At 57.6% G+C, this 21,200-nt stretch carries 17 protein-coding genes, 1 tRNA gene and 1 pseudogene; 8 read left to right on the top strand and 11 right to left on the bottom strand.

Features of this window, described 5'->3' with window-relative positions; genetic code table 11:
* The first annotated feature begins 106 nt into the window (after nucleotides 1-106).
* Together QN062_RS01515 and QN062_RS01510 are read left to right on the top strand one after the other, a co-directional pair.
* The gene (locus tag QN062_RS01515) at nucleotides 107-793 is read left to right on the top strand and encodes a LexA family protein (RefSeq protein ID WP_369341869.1); all 687 of its coding nucleotides are present in this window, start codon (nucleotides 107-109) and stop codon (nucleotides 791-793) included.
* A 51-nt stretch (nucleotides 794-844) separates the two neighbouring features.
* Nucleotides 845-2,170 carry a DUF4113 domain-containing protein gene (locus QN062_RS01510; protein ID WP_369341868.1) on the top strand — a complete coding sequence of 442 codons (1,326 nt, stop codon included), beginning with the start codon at nucleotides 845-847 and terminating at the stop codon, nucleotides 2,168-2,170.
* A 23-nt stretch (nucleotides 2,171-2,193) separates the two neighbouring features.
* Here QN062_RS01510 and QN062_RS01505 read toward each other — a convergent pair whose 3' ends face one another.
* Together QN062_RS01505 and QN062_RS01500 are read right to left on the bottom strand one after the other, a co-directional pair.
* The gene (locus QN062_RS01505) at nucleotides 2,194-3,054 is read right to left on the bottom strand and encodes a ComF family protein (protein WP_369341867.1); all 861 of its coding nucleotides are present in this window, start codon (nucleotides 3,052-3,054) and stop codon (nucleotides 2,194-2,196) included.
* 143 nt (nucleotides 3,055-3,197) lie between these two features.
* The gene (locus QN062_RS01500; protein WP_369341866.1) at nucleotides 3,198-4,034 is read right to left on the bottom strand and encodes an HAD-IIB family hydrolase; all 837 of its coding nucleotides are present in this window, start codon (nucleotides 4,032-4,034) and stop codon (nucleotides 3,198-3,200) included.
* A 111-nt stretch (nucleotides 4,035-4,145) separates the two neighbouring features.
* Here QN062_RS01500 and QN062_RS01495 point away from each other — a divergent pair, with 111 nt between their 5' ends.
* Nucleotides 4,146-4,583 (top strand): metallopeptidase family protein, encoded by a 438-nt coding sequence (locus QN062_RS01495; RefSeq protein ID WP_369341865.1) that lies wholly within the window; start codon nucleotides 4,146-4,148, stop codon nucleotides 4,581-4,583.
* A 151-nt stretch (nucleotides 4,584-4,734) separates the two neighbouring features.
* Here QN062_RS01495 and QN062_RS01490 read toward each other — a convergent pair whose 3' ends face one another.
* From QN062_RS01490 to QN062_RS01480, 3 genes are all read right to left on the bottom strand, one after another.
* Entirely contained in the window at nucleotides 4,735-6,360 is a 1,626-nt protein-coding gene (locus QN062_RS01490) for a DUF5719 family protein (RefSeq protein WP_369341864.1), read from the bottom strand.
* Nucleotides 6,361-6,368: 8 nt separating this feature from the next.
* Complete coding sequence (locus QN062_RS01485) at nucleotides 6,369-9,521, bottom strand: glycosyltransferase family 2 protein (protein ID WP_369341863.1); 3,153 nt, start codon at nucleotides 9,519-9,521, stop codon at nucleotides 6,369-6,371.
* A gap of 70 nt (nucleotides 9,522-9,591) precedes the next feature.
* Nucleotides 9,592-9,888: a WhiB family transcriptional regulator gene (locus QN062_RS01480; RefSeq protein WP_369341862.1), complete on the bottom strand. Its 297-nt coding sequence runs from the start codon at nucleotides 9,886-9,888 to the stop codon at nucleotides 9,592-9,594.
* A gap of 353 nt (nucleotides 9,889-10,241) precedes the next feature.
* Between QN062_RS01480 and QN062_RS01475 the strand changes: the two genes are divergently transcribed.
* The 4 genes from QN062_RS01475 to QN062_RS01460 all read left to right on the top strand — a co-directional run bounded on the left by QN062_RS01475 (nucleotide 10,242) and on the right by QN062_RS01460 (nucleotide 15,487).
* On the top strand, nucleotides 10,242-11,612 hold the full coding sequence (locus tag QN062_RS01475; protein ID WP_369341861.1) for an LCP family protein: 1,371 nt from the start codon (nucleotides 10,242-10,244) through the stop codon (nucleotides 11,610-11,612).
* Between the two features lie 69 nt (nucleotides 11,613-11,681).
* Nucleotides 11,682-13,055, top strand: a complete 1,374-nt coding sequence (locus tag QN062_RS01470) for an LCP family protein (RefSeq protein WP_369341860.1) — start codon at nucleotides 11,682-11,684, stop codon at nucleotides 13,053-13,055.
* Between the two features lie 147 nt (nucleotides 13,056-13,202).
* The gene (locus tag QN062_RS01465; RefSeq protein WP_369341859.1) at nucleotides 13,203-15,125 is read left to right on the top strand and encodes an FtsK/SpoIIIE domain-containing protein; all 1,923 of its coding nucleotides are present in this window, start codon (nucleotides 13,203-13,205) and stop codon (nucleotides 15,123-15,125) included.
* Nucleotides 15,126-15,208: 83 nt separating this feature from the next.
* Nucleotides 15,209-15,487, top strand: a complete 279-nt coding sequence (locus tag QN062_RS01460; RefSeq protein ID WP_094693199.1) for a WhiB family transcriptional regulator — start codon at nucleotides 15,209-15,211, stop codon at nucleotides 15,485-15,487.
* Nucleotides 15,488-15,752: 265 nt separating this feature from the next.
* Here QN062_RS01460 and QN062_RS01455 read toward each other — a convergent pair whose 3' ends face one another.
* Nucleotides 15,753-17,258, bottom strand: coding sequence for a sensor histidine kinase (locus tag QN062_RS01455; RefSeq protein ID WP_369341858.1), 1,506 nt, complete (start codon nucleotides 17,256-17,258; stop codon nucleotides 15,753-15,755).
* 171 nt (nucleotides 17,259-17,429) lie between these two features.
* Between QN062_RS01455 and QN062_RS01450 the strand changes: the two are divergent.
* Nucleotides 17,430-18,095, top strand: a pseudogene (locus QN062_RS01450) (hemolysin III family protein); the annotation flags it as partial.
* 75 nt (nucleotides 18,096-18,170) lie between these two features.
* Here the strand turns inward: QN062_RS01450 and QN062_RS01445 are convergent.
* The 5 genes from QN062_RS01445 to QN062_RS01425 form a co-directional block, all read right to left on the bottom strand.
* Nucleotides 18,171-18,650: a GreA/GreB family elongation factor gene (locus QN062_RS01445; protein WP_369341857.1), complete on the bottom strand. Its 480-nt coding sequence runs from the start codon at nucleotides 18,648-18,650 to the stop codon at nucleotides 18,171-18,173.
* Nucleotides 18,651-18,831: 181 nt separating this feature from the next.
* Nucleotides 18,832-19,239 (bottom strand): FKBP-type peptidyl-prolyl cis-trans isomerase, encoded by a 408-nt coding sequence (locus QN062_RS01440; RefSeq protein WP_369341856.1) that lies wholly within the window; start codon nucleotides 19,237-19,239, stop codon nucleotides 18,832-18,834.
* A gap of 122 nt (nucleotides 19,240-19,361) precedes the next feature.
* Nucleotides 19,362-19,940 (bottom strand): hypothetical protein, encoded by a 579-nt coding sequence (locus QN062_RS01435; protein WP_369341855.1) that lies wholly within the window; start codon nucleotides 19,938-19,940, stop codon nucleotides 19,362-19,364.
* Nucleotides 19,941-20,011: 71 nt separating this feature from the next.
* Nucleotides 20,012-20,092, bottom strand: a tRNA-Leu gene (locus QN062_RS01430).
* Nucleotides 20,093-20,164: 72 nt separating this feature from the next.
* Entirely contained in the window at nucleotides 20,165-21,196 is a 1,032-nt protein-coding gene (locus QN062_RS01425; protein WP_369341854.1) for a Ppx/GppA family phosphatase, read from the bottom strand.
* Nucleotides 21,197-21,200 lie beyond the last annotated feature (4 nt).

Below are 21,200 nucleotides of genomic sequence, written 5' to 3'. Positions count from 1 at the left end.
TCATAATGATATTCGAACATATGTTCGAAGTATGAATCGATCAGATCTTGTCGCATCGATTAGACACTGTGAACTAGAGACACTGTGAACTGGAGGAACCGTGGACATGCATACACAGACGTCGCATGAAACGTCGCATGGCGAGCTCATAAGCGATGAATGCGATGAATGTGCGGATCAGACGCATATTCGTGTCACCGATGTCTTTCAGGCGGCGATAAGTCCAAGACCGGTACCCATGGCATTGGAAGCGGTGCGTGCGGGATTTCCTTCGGTGGCGCAGGACTATTTCGCCGGCGATTTCAGCTTCGATGAAAATGTCATCACGAACCCAGACACGACCTTCATACTTCATGTTGCCGGCGACTCCATGGAAGGTGCCGGAATCTTTGATGGCGACCTTCTGATCGTAGATAGGTCCATATCCCCTGCCGCCAACGATATCGTCGTCGCGATCCTCGATGACGAGCTCACCGTCAAGCGTCTGCTTGTGCATGGGACGACGCCGATTCTTCATCCTGAGAATTCCCGGTATCCTGACTTCATTCCCAGTGACGATGAAAGCCTCAGCATCTGGGGCGTGGTCACGGGCAACTTCCACAGCCAGCACGACGCTGCATCGCGACGAAATGCCAGGAACGTCCCGCGCATTGGAATTCCCTCACCGCAGCGTGTCAACGATGCGAGAGACGACCGCTCTCGCAATGGTCTCCCCCAAGCTTCGATTCCGCGCCTCGACGGGCAGCTGCGTCAAGATCCGCAGAGGTATCCGAAATCAGGCTGGGGCGCATGATCCATGGAGACTGTGAATTTTTCCGACGTCCCGTCTTCCAGGGCAGATGCCATGTCCGACAAGACCTCCATGCATCGCAATGCCATCATTCTGGCCGATGCCAATAACTTCTTCGCGTCATGCGAGACGGTTTTCAATCCCAGCCTTGCCGGACGACCCCTGGTGGTCCTGTCCAACAACGATGGCTGCGTGGTGTCCCGCAGTGCGGCAGCCAAGCAGATGGGCATCGTCAACGGAACGCCGTGGTTCAAGATTCGCGGGCAGGCGGCGCATGATGGCGTTCTTGCAAGAAGCTCCAACTATGAGCTCTATGCGAGTCTTTCGCACCGAATGATGCATGTCATGTCAGGCTTCTTTTCGCACCAAGAGGTGTATTCCATCGACGAATGCTTTCTGCATGGCACGCTGGACGACGAACGGACATACGAGACATGCAGGCGCATGCGTGAGACAGTGCTTCGTGGTGTGGGCATCGCCGTCAGCATCGGCGTCGCTCCGACGAAAACCTTGGCAAAGATAGCGAATCATTGGGCTAAGCAGCATCCTTCATCCCATGGCGTGACATTGTGGACTGCGATTGAACGAGAGTTTGGCGATGATGTGCTGCGTAGCGTGCCCATATCCGAGGTCTGGGGCGTGGGCCGACGCATTACCAAGAAATTGATGGGCATGGGCATGACCACAGCCTTGGACCTGTGCAGAGCCGATCCTGTGCTGATCCGGCACCGTTTTTCCGTATTGCTCGAACGCACCGTTCTGGAGCTGCGGGGCACGCCATGCATCGAAGATGAATCCGATGCGAGCAACGGTGCCAGAAGCACCCAGATTCTATGCTCACGCATGTTCTCATCGCCTGTAAGGGGCTTCTCAACCTTGTCGCAGGCCTTGAGCGTCTATGCACAGCAGGCGTGCCATCGTCTGCACCGTCAGGGCAGTCTATGCGGCAGCGTGGCGGCATTCTGCTCGACGAGTCCATTCTCCAAGGATTATTCTCACGTCGGCAATTCGGTCATACTCGATGATCCGAGCGACAGTCCGATGGTGGTCGCCAAGGCGGCATGCGAGGCCCTGCGCAACAGGATCGACGAGCATGCGCCCTACATTCGTGCAGGGGTCATGCTGCTTGATCTTAGCGACTCCGGGCATTTCAGCACTTTCGAAGGCATGGACGCCCAGCGTGACGAGCATGGAATCGGCACCGTCCTTGAAGATGCCGCCCGCCGGTTCGGGCCCAGACGAGTGGGCATCGGCTATGGCGGCATTCGAGGCAAGGGGCGCAACGATGCCGACACCGGTGCCAGCTGGACGATGAGACGTAACATGCTTTCCATTCGTGGCACGACCAGATGGGATGAGATGCCCATCGCCCATGCATGATCTGCAGGTGGATCGGAGGCTTCTCAATCGATCCGGGACTCGGGACCTGGATGGGCTACAGGCGTCGATGCCAGAGTCAGCGCTGTCACGATGAGTGCATCGTGCTCTATCAGGGCCTTCGCGCATGCTCGGATGGTCGAACCCGTCGTCATGATATCGTCGACCAGAACGATGTGCCGTCCGTGCAGCCCGTGCGCAGCGCGTACGCTGACGTTGCCGTGTAATCGTCGCATCCGACCTCGCGCTCCCCTGGCATGGACCGCCTTGATCGTTCGCGCGCTGAAGTTCAACGCCGATTGCGCCCGTGCGTCGATGCCCTGTCGCTGCAACTCGCCTGCGACCGCATAGGCGAGACTCAGGGTATGCATGCGTCCGCGCCGCATGGCCGCATAAGGAGATGATGGTGTCGGAACGATTCGCAATGAATGCACTCGGTGGTCATAGCACCATTCCACGAGCGATGACCTATGGACCAGTTCCGCCATGCGGTCGGCGAAAAACGGCGTGAGCTCCTCATCATGATGATTCTTCCATGAAAGTATCGCGGCTCTGGCAGAGCCTTGATAGGAAGCGCAGGAGAATGAGCTTTTCATGAGGGCATCTGCAAGTTCGCGAAATCCTCCTCTGCCGAATGCCGATGCACAGGTCTCGCAGATGGAGCAGTCAGGAAGGTCGCAGGCGGCGCAGCCACGAGGAACCAGTATGTCGATCAATTCTCGATAGAGACATCGAGCCGAATGGGCATAGGACCTGCGAAGTTCCGATGAGGATGCCGTCCTCGAGGCTGTGGCTGCCGACAGATTCCGCTCCAGTCGCCAGGTCGGATTGGGTCGGTCGGCATCGGGCCGGACAACGATGGTCTCTGCATGGGTTGGGTCTGTCATGGTCTGAACGCTAGCAAGCCCCGCATGGCATCGTAATCATCGAGGGTGAATGTGGTCGAACGTGGCCGCATGTGGCCGAACATGACCGCATGTGGCCGAACATGTCAGGGCGATGACCGCGCCGGCTTGCAGATGATGGATGTTCAGGAACGGTCAAGCGTCCTCAGCAGCGTATCGACGAATTCGACGGTCTCATCCGGATTGGAGACTCGGACGGGCATGGTCCCCGCCTGTGCGGCAGGATAATCGTTGCCCTGAGGATCCATGCGATCGCCGACGAAGATCATTTCGGAAACATCCACGCCAAGAATGGCGCCGAGTTTGCGAACTGCATACGCCTTGTCGATGCCCTTCGCAGATATGTCGACGCTTGTGGAGCCACCGGAACGCACCTGCAGATGAGGCAGGTCAAGGCGCACTGCAGCCGCCAGGGCGTTCTTTCGCGAATTGTCCGGATCCCAGGCATCCTTTGCATCGACCGGCGCGAGCTGGCCGAGTGCGGAAAAGGTGATCTGGCTGCCACGGTCTTCGATCTGCGGTCCCCAGGTCCTGTCTTCCCACAGATTCAGCTCATGCGCATGCCGCGTGAGGGATTCGATGGCGTTCCTGCGATCGTCCTCGCTCAGATCATGCGCGTAGACGCAGGACCATGCATCGTTTTCCCAGCGATAATAGCGCGTACCGCTCGTGGGCATGAGGTGAAGATGGGACTTATCCGTCGAATCGTCCAATGCCGCCAGCACCTGATCGCGGAACTGCTCGAACCTGCCGCCGGAAACGATGGCCACGGTGATCTCATTGGTAAGTCTGGAAAGGAGGGAAGCCATATGGTCGGTCATGCGCATCTTCGACCGTGCGAGCGTGTTATCCAAGTCAAAGGCGACGACCTTCGCATGCGAGCTCATATCGGTGACGTCAAGCTGCTTCCAGGAACTTGCGATTTCAACCTGTTCCACGGCTGTCTCAATCTCTGTGCCCATCGCAACGTTCCTTTCGGTCATCCAATGCTGAGAGCTTACACCATAGTTCCCCCTTCGAGTGCGTGCACATGTCGGCGTATCTGGTCGGCGCACCCTCTTATGGTGATAGGCATGGATCAGCATCCCTGGACGCGAGAGGTTTTCCGCGATCGACATGGCCGAGGCCAGCGAAAGCCGATGTTTGGGGCGCGTCTGCCTCGATATAGAACGAGGTCGGGCATTTTCGACAGTGCCGTTGCCTCACAGATCAAGCGTCTCAACGAAGCGTGGCCGAATCTGGTCTCTCCCGTCCAATTCGCCGTCGAGGATGTCCCGCCATCGGATCCTGTGCCGTGGGATGACGACTACAGGAGTCTTTCCAACTCCTTCCCAGCGGGACATGGCATACCTGCGCGCATAGTGCTCTATCGCATGCCCATGCAGATGCAGGTGGAAGACGACACCGAGCTCCAACTCCTCATTCGAGATGAAATGGTGTCGCGTCTCGCGGAGCTCTATGGAAGAAGGCCCGAAGAAATCGATCCGCAATGGGGATTATGGGGAATATAACCTCGCCTTGCGGTGAATAGGGATCAAGGACATGCACAGGCAGACCTTTCGACTGTCTGCACTTTCCCTCGCGTTTACGGATGCCTGAGTTCATGGATACTTGTGTTCACGTATGCCTGTGTTTACGGATGCTCACAGCTCGCGGGAACGATCAGCGCAGCACGCCAACGGTCTCGTTGACGGCGATCTTCGCATGCTGCAGCATCAACGATACCGGCTGCAGATAGCTGGAAGCGGCGACCTTCGCCTTGCTCAGGCTCGAGTCGGTCAATGAGATATCCCAGGAGAGAGCGTCATCGACGGAGGACTTCTGCTCGACCGTTATCGCAGCGACACCAGACCCGAGATCGTCGAGTGGAAGCGTCGATGCGGCATTGGATCCCACGGTAACGGTCTTCGTCGCAAGACGAGCCCCGTCGGCGTCATAGGATTCGATTACGGCGGATGCCTTCTGTGTGGATTGATTGGCTATCGCCAGAGTTCCACCGACATCCTTGGGAATGGCGATCGCACTGTATCTGGGAGTGCTCTGAGCCGCGATGATGCCGAAATCCTGCTGGCCGTCGCTACCACTGACGGTGGTCACCGCGGATGCATGTATCTTGTTGTCGGCAGTCACGGAGACTGCAGACACATCATCAGGCACGTCTCCCAGGTCAACCGCCGATACGCGATGGGCATCAAGCGTCACGGTCTTGGCTCCCTTGAGACCGGCCTTGGTCACCCAGGAAACACTCATTCGGCTCCGCTGGCCCGCGTATGCGAGCAGCCTGACGCTCTGCCCCTTGCTTACGCCGGGGAGAACAAGGCTCTGCAAGGCTGTTCCGTCAGCCGTCACGTAATCCGAACCCAGAGTCTTCAATCCGCTGAGACCGACGACCTTGACGACGGCTGCAACGGCGGTGTCCTTGCTGGAAACGGTGACGAACAGACCATCCTGCTCAGGGGCAGCGGCAGCAAGATCGTAGACTGACTCATTGCCGGCACTGATGGTGACGGTCCTTGCCGTCTTCAGGGCGAGCTGGCCTGCGCCACTCGTGCCCCACACGTTGATCGAGACTGCGGTGGCCTTATCCGTCGGATTCGCCATCACAAGCTGCTGAGTCCACCCGGTATCCGTAGACGGCAGGAGAAATGACTGAGACAGCGTGGGACTCACGCAGGATGTCGCGGACAGACCCTTCAAATCGCCTGTGGTCGCATGAGAGACCACCGAGGAGGCGGCGCCTGCGCCATTCTTCGTGTCCAGCAGCTGCGTGCTCTGCAGCAGCGAGTGCGAGTCCACGTCGCTCTGTGCCACGGAAACCGCAGCATCGTCGGTCGGATCCTTGTCTTCGAGCTGCGTCGCAACGGCAGTCCCATCGCTGTTTGGAAAAGCGGTGATCGATGAGTCATACACTGCGCCAAAGGCGGCATGGGAACTGCCTGAGGCCAGATTTCCAGATGAGGTCTGGAACTGCGAATCGCCATAGTTTCCCGAATCCGCCAGACTCATCTTCGAAGGGCAATAACCGGTGATCGTGTGCTGCGTCACCGTGTGGGTCTGCAGCGCCGACCCACCATTGCCGGTATCGACAGGTCCTTGGGATGGCTCAATGGCGACAAGCACGAACATCATCGCTAGAATGACGGCGGCCGAGACCACGGCGAGAGCGAGCTTCATCATCCTTCTACTGCGGGGCGTGGCCGCAGACGGTTCCCGAACCGCTGCGGCAGCGCCCGTCACGGGTGAATCCGAGGGTCGCTGGGACGAGATGGTCGTATGGCTTTTCTTCATGATCCTTCTCACCTCTGGCTGCTTCTCGTGCGTCGTGGCAATGCGACAAGGAAGTACACAATCAGGCAAATCGCCAGACACCACAGCCACATATGCCTGAATGGATTCTGCAGCGCACTGCGTTCGCCCTTCGTCGAGATTCCACCCTGATAGGCATCCAGCCCCGTCAGACGGAAGTATGTGCCATCGCTGTTGCTGACGACCGACTGCACCCCTGCGCTCGCCGTTATGTTGGAGATCAGGGTATCAGTCGCATTCTCGCTGCTCGACGACGCACTCCCGGTCCCGAGATTGTTCACATTCGCGGTAAACGGCACATATATCCCACCTATGCCCAGGCCCGTCAGCTCGGCGATCGCATCGTCGGCGCTGTTCGACAGCAATTCCGCCCCTGCCTGTCCTATGGTTTCGGTCGTGGAATCCGCCGTTCCAAAGCTCTGGGTGATGCGGGCTGCCGGAGAACTGTCAATGATGTCCCCATTTCCCGTCCTCATCACCGAATAGTCGATCCTGCTGTCAGAAACGGCAGAAAGCGCGATCACGCGATGCGAAGACTTCTGTGCAAGGTAGTCCCGGGCAACCATGGGAAGGCCTGAGCCGGAAGCCGTCACCGAACTCCGCGTAGAATCCAGCAGCGCACCGTATGCGCCCCAAACCATGATGCATGCAAAGAGGACGACCGAAAGAGAGACGCGTCCTGCCTTCGCGATCGAAGCGAATCCGCGCTGCGAGCCCTTGCCTATTGCGGGAATGTCGGCTCGCTGCGCCAGCTCGATGAATCGATGCACCGCCGTTCCCGCTATGAGGCACACGCAGGAGAGCAAGGCAAGAATCACCAATGAAAGCCCGGGAAGCGGCGAGGCCGCGACGCTGCCATCCGCATCCGTTCCGATTCGTATGCGAACGGACACGAGCGAGATGATGAGCCCCGCCACTGCCAGAATCCACATCATCCTTGAGAGTCGCAGTGCGAAGGGCAAGGCAAGGGCGCTGATGCCCAGGACGAGAAGGACCGCGAAGCTTGCCCACAGCGCGACTGTCAAGCCACTTCCCTGCAGCAGACCAAGCTGCGTGCCCTGCACCGTCTGCATGGCGAATCCACGCTGGATCATCTGCAACGCATTCAACGCACGTGGCGAGGCATCTATGGAGGATACGGGGATCTGGATGTCACCGAACAATTGACGCCAGGCGCCGGCCTGAAGGAATTCAACCGTGTTCACAAGCACAGGCGACAGGGCCAGGGCGGATGGGATGGGAATGAGCAGAAGCATGGTTCGATGCGAACGAACGATGACCAGGAATCCAGCGAACACGGCGATCAGAGGAAGCACCATCTGTGGTTCGGAAAGGGTGACGGGAATGAAGCATAGCGAGGCGAGGGCGGCTGACTGAATGGAAGGATGCGGCCGTTCGGGCATTTCGGTCCTGTACATGCCAACGGCTCTGAGAATGAAGGCGAAGGATGCTGGCAGAAAGATCATGGCGACGGCAAGGGCGACGGATCCGTTGCCATATATGCCGAGAAGCCATGTGGATGCTGCCCAGAGAAGTGACGTCGCGAATCGGATCACATTCGAACGGGTGAAGATGCCTGCAAGCGCCCAGAATGACATTGCCCCTAACGGTGCGGCAAGAAGGATCATCAGCAGCAGAGCGGTTCCGGCATGTCCGAAGGTCAGGACGTCGGATGCGAGAATGACGAGAAGGAACGGGGTCGGCGATGCATAGACTCCAAGCCCTGCGCCATAGGACCAGTTGCTCGTTGCTGCGTTCCATAGCTGTGTCCAGCTCGCGTCGAATGGAAGCAGACTGTTCGATGCCGCTCCGCCTCCCGTGAAGAGCGACATGACAAGGTCGTGTTCGGATGCCACGACTGCCGCAGTGCTGATCACCAGCAGCATGACGATCCAGAGCATCCTGATCCTCAGCTGTCTGTGCAGATGGGCTATTGCAAGAGGGCTGAGCAGCGTTACATGGCCCTGCTCGGCAAAGGCTTCGCTTCTTTCCTTCCATTGCCGCAGCTGGCTTCTTCCTGCGACGAGCATCCCGACTGACGAGAGCGCAACCGTCTTACCGCCTGTGAGTCGCCTTCGCGCCGCAACCGCCCCCGGAAGGAACAGGAACAGCCTCCACGGAGTGCAAAGATCGCATATCGCCTCGTAAGGCTGCTTTCTGAAAAGCCGTTGAGCGAACGCGGCAACTCCCTGAAAGACGAGCCATACCCAGATCATCGGCCACAGTGCCATGCGGCTGTCGGTCATGCGATATCGCAAACGAGCATCGGCCACGCTCAGATAGTGATTATGAATGGCGTCCGAATCGGCAGGAAGACCGTTCTTGGTGCGAATGCCCTCGTATCGTGCACGACGGTGCGCGATGACTGCCTGGGGAACGACGATCACCCTTCCCGAATGCAGGCAGATTCTTCTGGATATCTCCGCCGATTCGCCGAAGGTGCCGAACCAGTGATCGACTCCCCCGGTTCGATGCAGCGTCGACAGCGGCATCAGGGAGCCTGCCAGGGAAACGGCAAATACATCCTGACGGGCATCATACTGTTCCTGGTCCGGTTCACCGTCGACGGCGAGACTCGCCAGGCGATGCCTCGCGGCATAGTAGCCGACGTTGTGAAGGTCATGGTCGTCCCAGCCGACATGCTTTGCTCCGATAAGCGATGCCTTGGGAGCATTGTGCCATGCCTCTCGCAAGGCATCGAGACATCGTGGATTCTCCGGGCGGGAATCATCATGCAGAAGCCATAGCCCACGAACGGACTCTGGAAGCCTGGCATAGCTCAAAGCCTGCGAGACGGCGTGGGAAAAGGAGACGGCGCCCTTCGCGCGGACGAGCTGGACCTGGACGGTATGCACTTTCGGAAAGCTCTCCCCCAGGCGGGCATTGGGCTCAAGAACCTCAAACGACGTATATAGCGGAGTGGACGTGTCGCCGCTGCAGTCGGCGATGACTATGCAGCTGGGAAGCACCTTCTGCTTCAGGACGCTTGCAAAGGTTCGTGCAAAGAACCGCAGATCCTCCTCGACAGTGATTACCGCGGCGACATCCTCGGCCACGTCGGTGCGAAGAGATTGTGCATGCCGAGCCATGGCATCCGCAAGTATCTGCTGAATGCCCGATGTCGTGAAACCAACTGAATTCATACCACCAGTGTAAGCATAGGTGCAAGAAGTCAGGAGGCGACTTGCCCCTGCATCGAACGAATCGCCAGTCTCAGGCCTGCTGTTCCTTGTGATAGCGCCGTCTTTCCCGCTCGCTCATGCCTCCCCAGATTCCGAAACGCTCGTCATGCGCAATCGCCCATTCGAGGCAGAGTTCACGGACCTCACATTGAGCGCAGATTCTTTTGGCCTCACGCGTCGAGCCACCCTTCTCAGGGAAAAAGGCCTCTGGATCGGTCTGCGCGCACAGTGCCCTATGCTGCCAGGAAAGATCCTCACTGCTATCGAACAGTCCCCAAAGTTGGTTCGCCGATGCTGACGGAGAGTTGTCTTCGATGCCATCCCACATGGCTGACCTCCTAGGTGCATGAAAACGCACAGGCAGAGAATGTAATCATTGCTAGTAAATTACACACTTGTCAGCAAGCATTTGTCAATTAAAAACGCGAAATTTAGTAATAAACTCGCCATTTCAAGCGTTTTGCAGGCATAGTGTCACATGATGAACACATATATTTCACAATTATCAGCCGGCTTTCAGAGAAGGGCGGTCTGCATGAATTACAATTTAAGAGTTTATGAGGGAATATGGCACCAACGTGGTGAGGGGAATCAAGATATTACCTTGTGTTCTGGCAGGAAGGCTCAAGCGTGGCGTTGAAGAAACATACTGGTACGAATCCTCCCAATCTCGGTGGATTCATGGCAACTGCACCAAAGCATGGCATCGGCTTCGTCACCCATCACCATATCCTCACAGTGATATCGCTCGTAGTGCTTGCGTTCTTCGGCTTTTCGGCGACTTTCGCAGCCGCAAGCTTCTTGGACATCGACAATTCCGTGAAGTCGGCTGCGGTTCCCGTCCTTTCCCCGAGCAAGGGAAGCAGCTCGGCGACCACGCTCGACGAATATGCCGGAAAGACCCTGAACATTCTGATTCTTGGGCAGGATACCCGCTCCGGTTCTGAAAACGCCGCCATCGGTGGCAGCGATGGGGCGGAGGACCACCAGTCGGATACGGCGATGGTGATGCAGATCTCCGCGGACCGCTCCTATGTCAACCTTGTCTCCATTCCTCGTGACTCCCTTGTCGACGCTCCCAGCTGCACGACGACCAAGGGCACGGTGCCAGCACGATACAACGTCATGTTCAACTCGATCTTCGCATATGGCTATTCATACGGAGGTGACATCGCATCGGCGGCCAACTGCGCCATGACTGCCGTGAACGCGCTGACGGGACTCGACATCTCATCGTTCATCGTCGTCGATTTCGCAGGTCTGAAGGACATGATCGACTCCATCGGAGGCGTGAACGTATGCATTCCCGAAGACACGAAGGATTCATACACGAATCTCACCCTTTCCAAGGGCCTTCAGCATCTGACAGGCACCCAGGCAACCCAATATGCGCGCATGAGGCATGGGACCGGAACCGACGGCTCGGATATAATGCGAACCACACGTCAGCAGTATCTGGTCAAGGCACTGGTATCGACCGCGCAGTCAAAGAGTCTGCTCTCGAATGCGTCGCAGCTGTACAAGCTTGCGAAATCGGCGATCAGTTCCCTGAAATTCAGCGAAAATCTGGCGACCACCACCGGACTTGTCGGTCTGGCCATGAGTCTGCAGAACCTGACCACATCGCATATCTATTCTCAGACGGTGCCCGTCACGACTGCGCCCTCCGATTCGAATCGCGTGGTGTGGGCAAGCTCGGCTTCGAGCGTATGGGCTAAGTTCAAGGCGGCGCAACCGTTGGTGGAGTCCACGGCAAGCACCTCAAGCTCTTCTGGCAGCAGTTCGAGCAGTTCTTCAAGCAGTAGTTCGAGCAGCGCAAGCAGCGCAGGGTCCTCTTCCAGCACCGCGAGCGCCACATCGACGGCAAGTGCGACGGTGAACGCCAATACGGGATTGATCACCGAATCCGACGGCACTCTGATAGACCCGGAAACGGGTGGAACCGTGGATCCGGAAAGCGGAGCCATCCGCGACCCCAATACGGGCCAATACATAGGCATGGCATCGAAGTACATCAACTTCACGGTTTGTGGGATTACTGCACTGGATTAGAGCGGGAGCTCACCAATAGGTGCATTTCTGTGTTAAAGCTATGTCCAGAAACATAAGTTCGGAGGATACATGGCTCAAGAATCTGATGATGTGACATCCAACGACACTCCGCCCAGCTTTGTGCCGACCCATCATTCAAAGAATCCGAGTCAATCAGGGACGCATGCGAGTGCGGGCAACCAGGATGACCTGCCCAGCTTCGCCCCACGAAGAAGCTCAAGCCATAATTCACAGTCATCGGCGCCACGACATGACTTCCCCAGGGCGACACCACGAACTTCAGGGTCCGCCCGTCCACAGAGAGCGGCCTCCGCTGCCTACAGAAGCGGTTCCTCCCAACCCCGGGGCCAGAGGCGAGATTCGTCCCGGGACGTGTCGCGCAACGCTTCTGGTGATGGCAGACAGTATGGATCGCCTGCGTCAGGCATTCGACGTCCGCAGCGGCAATCGTCGGCGATGCGTCCAGGAGGCCGGAGAAACGGGAATACACGCATAAGGTTCAATGTCAAACGAATCGTCGCCGTCGTCATCATCCTGATCCTTCTCTTTCTTGCGGTCTTTGGAATCGGACTGTGGAATTGGGTCGACGGCCAGCTCACGAAAAAGAGCATGCTGACCACCGCCGCCGACACGACAGCGCAGACTTGGCTGATTCTGGGATCCGACCAACGTGACGGAACCGCAGGAACCGGAACCGAGGCGGATGCGCCGGGATTCAGAACGGATACCATACTGGTGCTCACCAAGCCCAAAAGTGGGAATAGCTCGTTGATTTCGATACCACGCGACTCCCTCGTGCAGGTCAACAGCACATACATGAAGATCAATGCCGTTGCCGAAATCGACGGTTACTCTGCACTTACCGGTCAGGTCGAAAGCATCACCGGACAGAAAATCGACCATGTTGCGATGATCAAGTTCGGCGGCCTCGAGAAGGTCGTGAATGCACTTGGCGGCGTCGAACTGTGCTATAGCACCACCGTCAACGATGCCAACTCCGGACTGAACTGGACTGCCGGATGCCATGTCGCGAACGGTGCGACTGCCTTGGCGTTCTCGAGAATGCGCTATTCGGATCCGACAGGTGACTTTGGCAGGGCCAAGAGGCAGCGTCAGGTGATAGCGGCGATCGTCAAGAAGGCTTCGAGTTCCTCGATTCTGACCAGTCCTTCCACAGTGCAGAAGGTAGCGAAGGCTTCCCTTGCATCGATTGTCGTCGATAACAAGACGAATCCCTATACTCTGCTCAAAATGGCTCTCGCATTCAAGGATGCCTCCGGCACGAATGGAGTCACCGGCAGCGTCTATTGGACGAACCCCGACTACTATCCGAACAGCAGCGTGGGATCGACGGTTCTGCTTGATGCCTCAAAGAACAAGTCGCTCTTCACCTCCCTCGCAGCCGGCACGCATGCGAAGGGTACCGTCGGCGGACAGGTGTGACCACGCCACCACGTTCGACCACACTTATGGTCGAACGTGGCATCGGCCATCCATGGCTGAGATACTGCATCGATGGAAAGGCATTCATACTCCGACGCGGTCGCCGCGGACTCGTCCAGGCGACGGAGACTCCGACAGGGCTTCTCTGTGTCGAAGCGGACTCTGGATCTGTTGCCAATCGTGATGCCACAGTCGATTCTTGCTCTGCTTATGCTGTTCCAAGGCCAATGGATGGCCGCAACGGTCAGTTGCATGGGCATCGTCTCATACGTGTGGATGAGCATGACACAGGGCCAGCTTCACCGATCTCGCTCCCCTGACGGCCCGAGTAGGCTTGGCACTGGTGGCGGCGCAGGTGACAGCACGGACGACGGCACCGACTACCGCACCAATGACGTGCGCATGAATTCGCGAATCCATGCGCAAGCCCCTGCCTTCGCAGGAGACAGCGCTGGCGGGCGTGACGCCTCCAAGGCATGCGTGCCAGCCGACAGCGTCGTTGAAGAGCTCTTTCTCAGACGAACTTCGGGCCTAAGCGTGTCATGCGATGGCGTGACCCGGCAGGATGTCAGCCATGCTCGGCTCTGGCAGGCGATCGTACGCTCATGGCTGCAATCACAGGCCACGCTTGGTCCGGAATCGGACGAGAGCGTTACTCTCGGCATGCGCGACGATGGCGAGTCGTTCAAGGTCAGTCTGCCCCTTCAGGGCCCTCACGCGATGATCGCCGGCACGACGGGTTCAGGCAAATCCGCGATGCTTCAATGCTGGTGTCTTGCCATGGCGATGCACATGCCGCCTGAACGACTGAATCTCGTGCTGCTGGACTTCAAGGGTGGGGCTGGACTCCATGCGCTCGAGAAGCTGCCTCATACCGTCGGATGCGTCAGCGACCTGCATCTGAGGCATGCCGAGCGCGCCTTGCGGGGTCTGGAAGACGAGCTGCGTCGCCGTGAGGCCTTGGTCGCGCGTTGGAGGCTGACCGATGTGATGGAGCTTGCCAATCCCCCGGCACGCATGGTGGTCGTCATTGACGAGGCGAATGCGTTGTGTCAGCAGATTCCCGATGCCATGACCCGGTTGTCGCGTCTGGCATCGTTGGGACGTTCGCTTGCGATCAATCTGATCGTCTGCAGCCAGAATCCAGTGAGTCAGCTCAGTGGCGACATCAAGGCCAATATGGCAGTCCGCATATGCCTTCGCGTTCAGGACACCCTCCAATCGTTGGAAATGATAGGACTGCCCGATGCCTCGCATATCAGCCCCAAATCGCCGGGAGTCGGCATCTTCGCGGACGGGGGCTCCGTCACGACATTTCGCAGCGCGCATGTCGACGATCGACGGCTGCTGATGGACAGTGTGAATGCAGCTGCCGCATTCTGCAAGGCTTCGACTCCCTCCCCCCTGTTCACCGCACCGTTGCCGATCACATGCGATCTGGGATCTTCGTCCGACGGCATCCTGGATGCACAGGATGGGCGCTTCCCTGCCGTGGCCAGACGGACGATGGATGGACATGGCACAGCTCCCCAGGTGGTCATCGGTCTGGAAGACGATGGTGTTCGCCATGGCCGCTGCCGTCTGAGCGTGGATGGCAACATCGCGATAGTGGGTCCTCCTGGGAAGGGCAAGACCACGCTGCTGCACAACATACGATATGTGCTTTCACGCATCGACGGCATGGCCTGCGACATGATTTCCGCAGACGCCACGTCGCTGCCATCATGCGATCGGGATCATGCTCGAGTCTGGTTGGTCGACGATGCCGATGCGATGAGCGATCCATCCGCGATGCATCCATTGCATGGACGATTCATGGATGCGATCCGGGATCCGAGAACATGCGTCCTGTTCTCGCTTGACTCACCCCATCATTTTCGACTTCATGAATACTGTCCGACGCGAATCGTCTTTCCCACAGGCGATACCAGCCTCGACATCATGTCAGGCATTTCCGCGCAGACCCTGAGAGGATTCTCCCCCGAAGACTTTGCCATAGTGGGACGGGCGGTGCTGCTGATGTCAGGAATTGAACACGTCATACAATGTTCAACTGCATATAAATACTAGAAAAATCTTGAAAAGTCGGCCTAATCGTGCTTTCCTTGATAAAGGCTCGGATAAACCGGGCAACAGACTTGAAAGAGGCGACCATGAGTAGTGCATTCGACTGGCGAGCCAAAGCCGCTTGCCGAGACAAGGATCCTGAACTATTCTTCCCAGTCGGTAACACCGGTGCTGCGTATCAGCAAATCGAAGAGGCAAAAAGCGTCTGCAGAACGTGCAAGGTCATCGACGCATGTCTGCGATGCGCCTTGGACACCAATCAGGATTATGGCGTCTGGGGTGGTCTGAGCGAGGACGAGCGCCGTGCGCTCAAGCGCAGGGCCATGAGAGCGCGACGTTCTCAGGCAATCCAGATGCAGGCATGAGCGATGCAGGCGATGCATGGGGAACTCATATGACCCCCACGCGATGACTCTGCGACGTTGACCAGCGTCCTGGAAATGCACAAGGGATCCTGTCGGATGTAGATCATCCGACAGGATCCCTTTCTTCATGCCCGGCGCTTAGCTGGATTCATGCATATGCCTTCGCCTTCGGTCATACCCGCATCCACCGGAGCGCAGTGGTTGTCTGCGCGATTGCCGCTGTGATTCCGAGGCCTTGAGCAGGTCGATCGTTCCCTACCGTTCCCTATCGTTCCTGGTCGTTCTTGGATTCCTGCGCCGCTCTCAGCTTCATCGACAGCGAGACCCTGGTGCCACCGTCACGACGCGGCCCCCATGTCACGGAACCGCCGAAGTCGTTCGTGACGAAGGTGTTGATTATCTGCGTTCCCAGACCCGATCCCGTGGACTTGGCCATGCCTTCCCTGGATTCGCTTCTGTAGCCGTTGCCATCGTCCTCGACGACCACGCTCAGGGTGTTGCCGCCTCTGCCCACGGATATGGTTATATGTCCCTCCTTGCGCCCTTCAAAGCCGTGCTCGACGGCGTTGTTGATGAGCTCGGTCAGCACAAGCGACAGAGGGGTCGCATCCTGTGCCGGCATCATCCCGAACTTTCCCAGGAAGGTTATCGAGATCCTCTGGTCCTCGGTCGTGGCCAGATCGACGCTCAGCTTGAGCAGGTTGGAAATCACCTTGTCGAAGTCCACGATCTCGTCGGCTGTCTGGCTCAGGCCTTCGTGAACGACCGCTATGGTCTGCACGCGGCGCTGTGCCTCCTCAAGCTCCTTCTTGACTTCAGGAAGCTTGGTTCTTCGGGCTTGCAGACGCAGCAGTGCGGAAACGGCCTGAAGATTGTTCTTCACCCTATGATGGATCTCGGAAATCGTCGCATCCTTCGTCTGCAGCTCCTGTTCGCGACGGCGCAGCTCGGTCACGTCACGGCATAGAATAACCGCACCGGAGCGTCCGTTCTCATCGATAAGTGGCAAGGAGCGGATGGAGACCGCTGATCGATTCGCCGCCAATTCCGAATCCACGGCGGCCTTCCCGCTCAGGACCAAAGGAAGGCTTTCGGGGACCGGATCGTTCTTGTGAAGCAGGGAAGTCCCGATCTCGCTGAGATATCGACCTTGCATGGTCTTCACGGAGCCCAGTCTTCTGAAGCAGCTCGTGGCATTCGGCGAGGCATAGCGAACGATGCCCTCTGCGGTGATGATGATGAATCCATCGGCCACACGTGCTATGTGCCGTTGGTTGATGATTGCATCGACATAGGGGAACTCCCCCCGTGCAATCATGTCAAAGAGCATCTTGCCGGCGTCGATGCTCTCATTCTCGTAGCGACCGTTGGATTCGCGGGTCGCCATGTTGGTCTCCCTCACGACGATTCCCAGGGTCTTGCCGTTATGCTTTACCTGAGCGTACACATCGCACACGGTAGAGCGGCCGATGGTTCTCACGCGCTTGGAGTGAAGCGGCGCGTCGAGCTTCATCGCCGAGTCGAGCTCGGCGGTCAGGTTGTCTGGAATCTGGTCGCCGACCACGTCCTCCGAACGAAGCGACATGACGGTCGACGGTCTGCACTGTTCGGCCACGACGTAATGTCCGTCCCCTGTCTGCAGCAGCAGCAGAAGATCGGCGAAAGTAAGATCGGATATAACCTGCCAGTCAGCCACCAAATGATGGAGCCACTCTCTGTCGTCATCTGCAAAATCAGGACGGGTAGCAAGGATGTGGGTAAAATCAGCCATGACCTCCATCATAATGAGACTGCCGAACTATCGATGTGCGGGAAACGCGCAGAGTTAGGGGAATTCGCAATCTGAACAACTTACGGTATCGTAGGTTACGGTATCGTAAGTTCTGGAGGTTCATGCATGTCATCTCATAACCATCTCTCGCCGACGCAGACCCATAACCCTCGCAAGCCGAGGCTGGACGTTCACGGCAGGGAAAAGCCGATGCTGCGCGGATGGATTCACGCAGTGGCGACGCCACTTGCCCTGGCCGCGGGAATCGTGCTCATATGTCTCAGCCCAACTCTTGGCCTGAAATGGGCCTGCGCCATATTCATGACATGCTCGCTGATCCTCTTCGCGAACTCGGCGCTCTATCACCTTGGCAACTGGTCACCGAAGCTGACCATGCTGCTGCGACGATTCGACCACGTAAACATATTCCTGCTGATTGCAGGTACATATACGCCTACATCGTTCGCACTCGCACCATTCTGGCGAAACCTGATTCTTTCTGGGATGTGGATCAGCACTGCAGTCGCCATACTCATACATGTCATATGGATCAATGCGCCGCGCTGGCTATATACGATCGTGTACATCATCTTCGGCGTGTCTGGCGTCGCATTCCTCGGGCTGTTCTGGAAGTCGGCGGTGGCCGGTCCATCCGTCGTCTGGCTCATTGTCTCGGGAGGAATCTGCTACATTGCAGGAGCCATCGTATATGCCTTCAGATGGCCGGACCCATGGCCTCGGGTCTTTGGATTCCACGAGATATTCCATTGCGGCACCATCGCCGGATATGCCTGCCATATGGTGGCCATCTATCTCGTCATCTGTCGACTGATGTAGTGCATTCCCAGCTTGTGGGAGCTCCGTTTCCAAGGGCTGACAAGGAGCTCCCATGAGCCATGACTGATCAGGATGCTATTTCAGTGGCTTCGATTCGAGGATGCTCACCTTGATATCCCGTCCGTTGGGTGCCTTGTATGTGACCTCATCGCCCTGCTTCGCGTCCATGATGGCAGCGCCGATCGGTGATTCAGGACTGATGACATCGTAGTCGGTCGCCACGGCTATGTCGCGCGATCCAAGCACATAGGTCACCTTGTTGCCTGCCAGGTCAAGCGTCACTATCGAGCCGTTGCCAACCAGGCCAGCCTTTGGTGCCTGGAGAATCTTGGTGTTGCGCAGCTTGACGATGAGCTCGTTGATGCGTCCCTCATTCTTTCCCTGCTCCTCGCGAGCGGCCTGATAGCCACCGTTCTCGCTCAGATCTCCCTCTGCGCGTGCGGTTGCGATACGCTCGGTTATCTCCTCGCGATATTCACCCTGTCGATGCTCAAGCTCTTCCTTGAGCTTGTCGTAAGCCTCTTGCGTGAGCAGGATGGTCTTTTCCTCTGCCATGATTCCTCCTTCAGTCGTTCATTGAGAACTCTATTGATTGAGCGGTAAGTGCATTGCGGCGTCCACCACAGATCGTCGAAGCCGCATGAATCCGCGAATGCGTTGCGGTCAGGCGCCCTGCGCGGATGACGTCGAGATAGCAAAAGACGCCGACCGCAGCCGACGTCCTTACCACCAGCGTTCAGCGCGTTGAAATGATGTCAACGACAAAAACCAATGTGTCAGAACCGCCGATTCCAGCCTGTGGCACGCCCTGACTTCCATAGCCATACTCTGGTGGAATGCTCACCAGAAGGCGGGAGCCGACATTATGCCCAGGAACGGTCTGATCCCAGCCCTTGATGACGCGGCCGACGCCGATCGGGAAGCTGGCAGGCTGATGACGGTCGAAACTCGAATCAAATGGCTTGTCAGAGCCCCAGGTGACGCCGTGATAGTTTACAGTCACGGTATCGCCCTTGCGAACAACGGGACCAGTGCCTTCGACCAGCTCGACGGATTTCAACCCGTCTGGAGCCTCGCCATCGAATTCGATGGTTGGCCTGTGACCAAAGTCCTCTGCAACCTTGGGCATATTCGCGTCTGACATATGTTCTCCTTGCCTTAAAATAACAAAGCTCTACGCTATAACCTTTTCAGCAATACCACAAGTTACAGCGTCGTTGGCCTGTTATCCTATCCGAGCCACACGACGACTGGCCATGTCGCGAATCAGGACTGTGCGATGTATCGGAACATCATGATCATATAGAACACGCCCAAGGCGGCTATCACGACGGTGACGATTCCAACTGAGACGACCGAAGCCAGATGATGCGAGAATCGTCTGGAGACCATCTTGGCCACGAACCATGCGATGAATCCGAGCACCGCACAGTTGAAGCCAATAGCAAGGCGCTGTCCGAGGGAAAGGGGGTCCGCGTCGATGCCGGCCAGAAGTGAGTTGAAGATCGCCGGGATGACGAAGTATCCCCATGCTGCAAACCCTATGAACCCGCCAAGTCCAAAGACAATCGGAGTCAGGCGCTCACGTAGGCCCTGCCTTATCTGGGCCGAAACGTAGTCAATCGCCCAGAAGAGGGCAAACCCAACGGTATAGCAGAAGAAGACCGCCAGCATGCTTGCGATGCATGCCCAAGGAACAAGTGCGAGGCCCACGTTGCTGGCCATGGCGAGAATGAATGGCGCACAGACGATCTCCCCTATGCAGAGAACCCCGGCGGCGCATATCACCTGCGTCAGTATCTCCGGAACCTCCCGGGCATTTCTGCGGGCCGGTGCGTTTGGCATATGAACCTCATCTCGAACTTGGGCTGTATGCAATGTAGCCTAGCACCGGCGAAAGGCCGGCAGGTAAAGCGTGCCCCAGGTGGGAATCGAACCCACAAGTCTCGCGACGTCGGATTTTAAGTCCGATGCGTATACCGTTTCGCCACTGGGGCAACGACGTCCGAACCGCTTGCACTGATGGGCAATCTAACCGGCAGCGGACAATAGGACACAATACCATGAAATCAGATCTGACCGGCAAGCATCCTTCTGCCGTAATCGAGGACGATTCCGTCAAGCAGCCCATGCTCGCTCGACAGGAAGGAATCGATATGGGTTCCGCGAGTGGCTGCCGCTGCGGCGACTCTCTTGAGGACTCGAGTCCAGATCAGCGCTCCCCCTCCGACGACGTCGATGCGTCCTGGATGAATTGCTCCAAGCGCGCCTCTCTCCTCGCGGCTCATGCGCAGCACCCGTCCATCGGCTTCGAAGATGCTGTCGAACCCAATCGTCGCGCCATCGACGGCATTGCGATCGTATGTCTCGCAGCCCATCGCTATCGCACTCATCGTGGTCACCGTTCCCGACACCCCGATGATCGTGGACACATCCTGAGCGGGGACATGGGTGAAGGCCTCGTCTATATGTGCGTCGATGTCCGCAGTCGCCCGCTCGATCTGCGTCTGTGTGGGAGGATCGGACAGCAGGTGACGCTCAGTCATGCGAACGGAACCGATGTTCATCGAGAAACCGGCACGAACCGTCTGCGCGGGAATGTCGACGCCATCTCCGCCGACAACGATTTCCGTGGAGCCGCCGCCCAGATCGACGACCATATATGCAGGGTCTGTCTGCTGACCAGTGGCCGATTGCTGTCCAGGGAGCTGGGACTCGCCAAGAGTTGCGGTCGCGCCGAGAAAGCTTAGCGCAGCCTCCTCGGATCCGGGAATGACTTCGGGTCTGACACCAAGAATGGATTCCACCGCGTCCTCGAACTCAGATCGGTTCGACGCATCGCGCGTTGCGGATGTCGCTACGAAGCGAATGCCATCGACATGCTGCCTACCGAGAACGTCGGCGAACTCCCTGACCGCGGCGTATGCACGCTGCAGGGCATCCTCCGCAAATCGACGGTATCTATCCACACCCTGGCCGAGCCTGATGATACGAAGCATTCTCGGCATGACCACATGCATTCCCCTGGCATCGACCTCAGCCACCATCAAACGTATCGAATTGGTTCCGCAGTCAACTCCGGCTATGGTCACTGAATCCATCAGT

This window comes from Bifidobacterium sp. WK012_4_13, from assembly GCF_041080835.1.
In the GTDB taxonomy this organism is placed as follows: Bacteria; Actinomycetota; Actinomycetes; order Actinomycetales; family Bifidobacteriaceae; genus Bombiscardovia; species Bombiscardovia fermentum.
Note: the sequence above shows the minus strand (reverse complement) of the source record. Positions and strands in the feature narration are given on the sequence as shown.

Excerpts from the sequence above, each read along its gene's own strand:
- QN062_RS01515 (WP_369341869.1), top strand. The coding sequence starts at position 107 with ATGCATACACAGACGTCGCATGAAACGTCGCATGGCGAGCTCATAAGC.
- QN062_RS01510 (WP_369341868.1), top strand. The coding sequence starts at position 845 with ATGTCCGACAAGACCTCCATGCATCGCAATGCCATCATTCTGGCCGAT.
- QN062_RS01505 (WP_369341867.1), bottom strand. The coding sequence starts at position 3,054 with ATGACAGACCCAACCCATGCAGAGACCATCGTTGTCCGGCCCGATGCC.
- QN062_RS01500 (WP_369341866.1), bottom strand. The coding sequence starts at position 4,034 with ATGGGCACAGAGATTGAGACAGCCGTGGAACAGGTTGAAATCGCAAGT.
- QN062_RS01495 (WP_369341865.1), top strand. The coding sequence starts at position 4,146 with ATGGATCAGCATCCCTGGACGCGAGAGGTTTTCCGCGATCGACATGGC.
- QN062_RS01490 (WP_369341864.1), bottom strand. The coding sequence starts at position 6,360 with ATGAAGAAAAGCCATACGACCATCTCGTCCCAGCGACCCTCGGATTCA.
- QN062_RS01485 (WP_369341863.1), bottom strand. The coding sequence starts at position 9,521 with ATGAATTCAGTTGGTTTCACGACATCGGGCATTCAGCAGATACTTGCG.
- QN062_RS01480 (WP_369341862.1), bottom strand. The coding sequence starts at position 9,888 with ATGTGGGATGGCATCGAAGACAACTCTCCGTCAGCATCGGCGAACCAA.
- QN062_RS01475 (WP_369341861.1), top strand. The coding sequence starts at position 10,242 with ATGGCAACTGCACCAAAGCATGGCATCGGCTTCGTCACCCATCACCAT.
- QN062_RS01470 (WP_369341860.1), top strand. The coding sequence starts at position 11,682 with ATGGCTCAAGAATCTGATGATGTGACATCCAACGACACTCCGCCCAGC.
- QN062_RS01460 (WP_094693199.1), top strand. The coding sequence starts at position 15,209 with ATGAGTAGTGCATTCGACTGGCGAGCCAAAGCCGCTTGCCGAGACAAG.
- QN062_RS01455 (WP_369341858.1), bottom strand. The coding sequence starts at position 17,258 with ATGGCTGATTTTACCCACATCCTTGCTACCCGTCCTGATTTTGCAGAT.
- QN062_RS01445 (WP_369341857.1), bottom strand. The coding sequence starts at position 18,650 with ATGGCAGAGGAAAAGACCATCCTGCTCACGCAAGAGGCTTACGACAAG.
- QN062_RS01440 (WP_369341856.1), bottom strand. The coding sequence starts at position 19,239 with ATGTCAGACGCGAATATGCCCAAGGTTGCAGAGGACTTTGGTCACAGG.
- QN062_RS01435 (WP_369341855.1), bottom strand. The coding sequence starts at position 19,940 with ATGCCAAACGCACCGGCCCGCAGAAATGCCCGGGAGGTTCCGGAGATA.
- QN062_RS01425 (WP_369341854.1), bottom strand. The coding sequence starts at position 21,196 with ATGGATTCAGTGACCATAGCCGGAGTTGACTGCGGAACCAATTCGATA.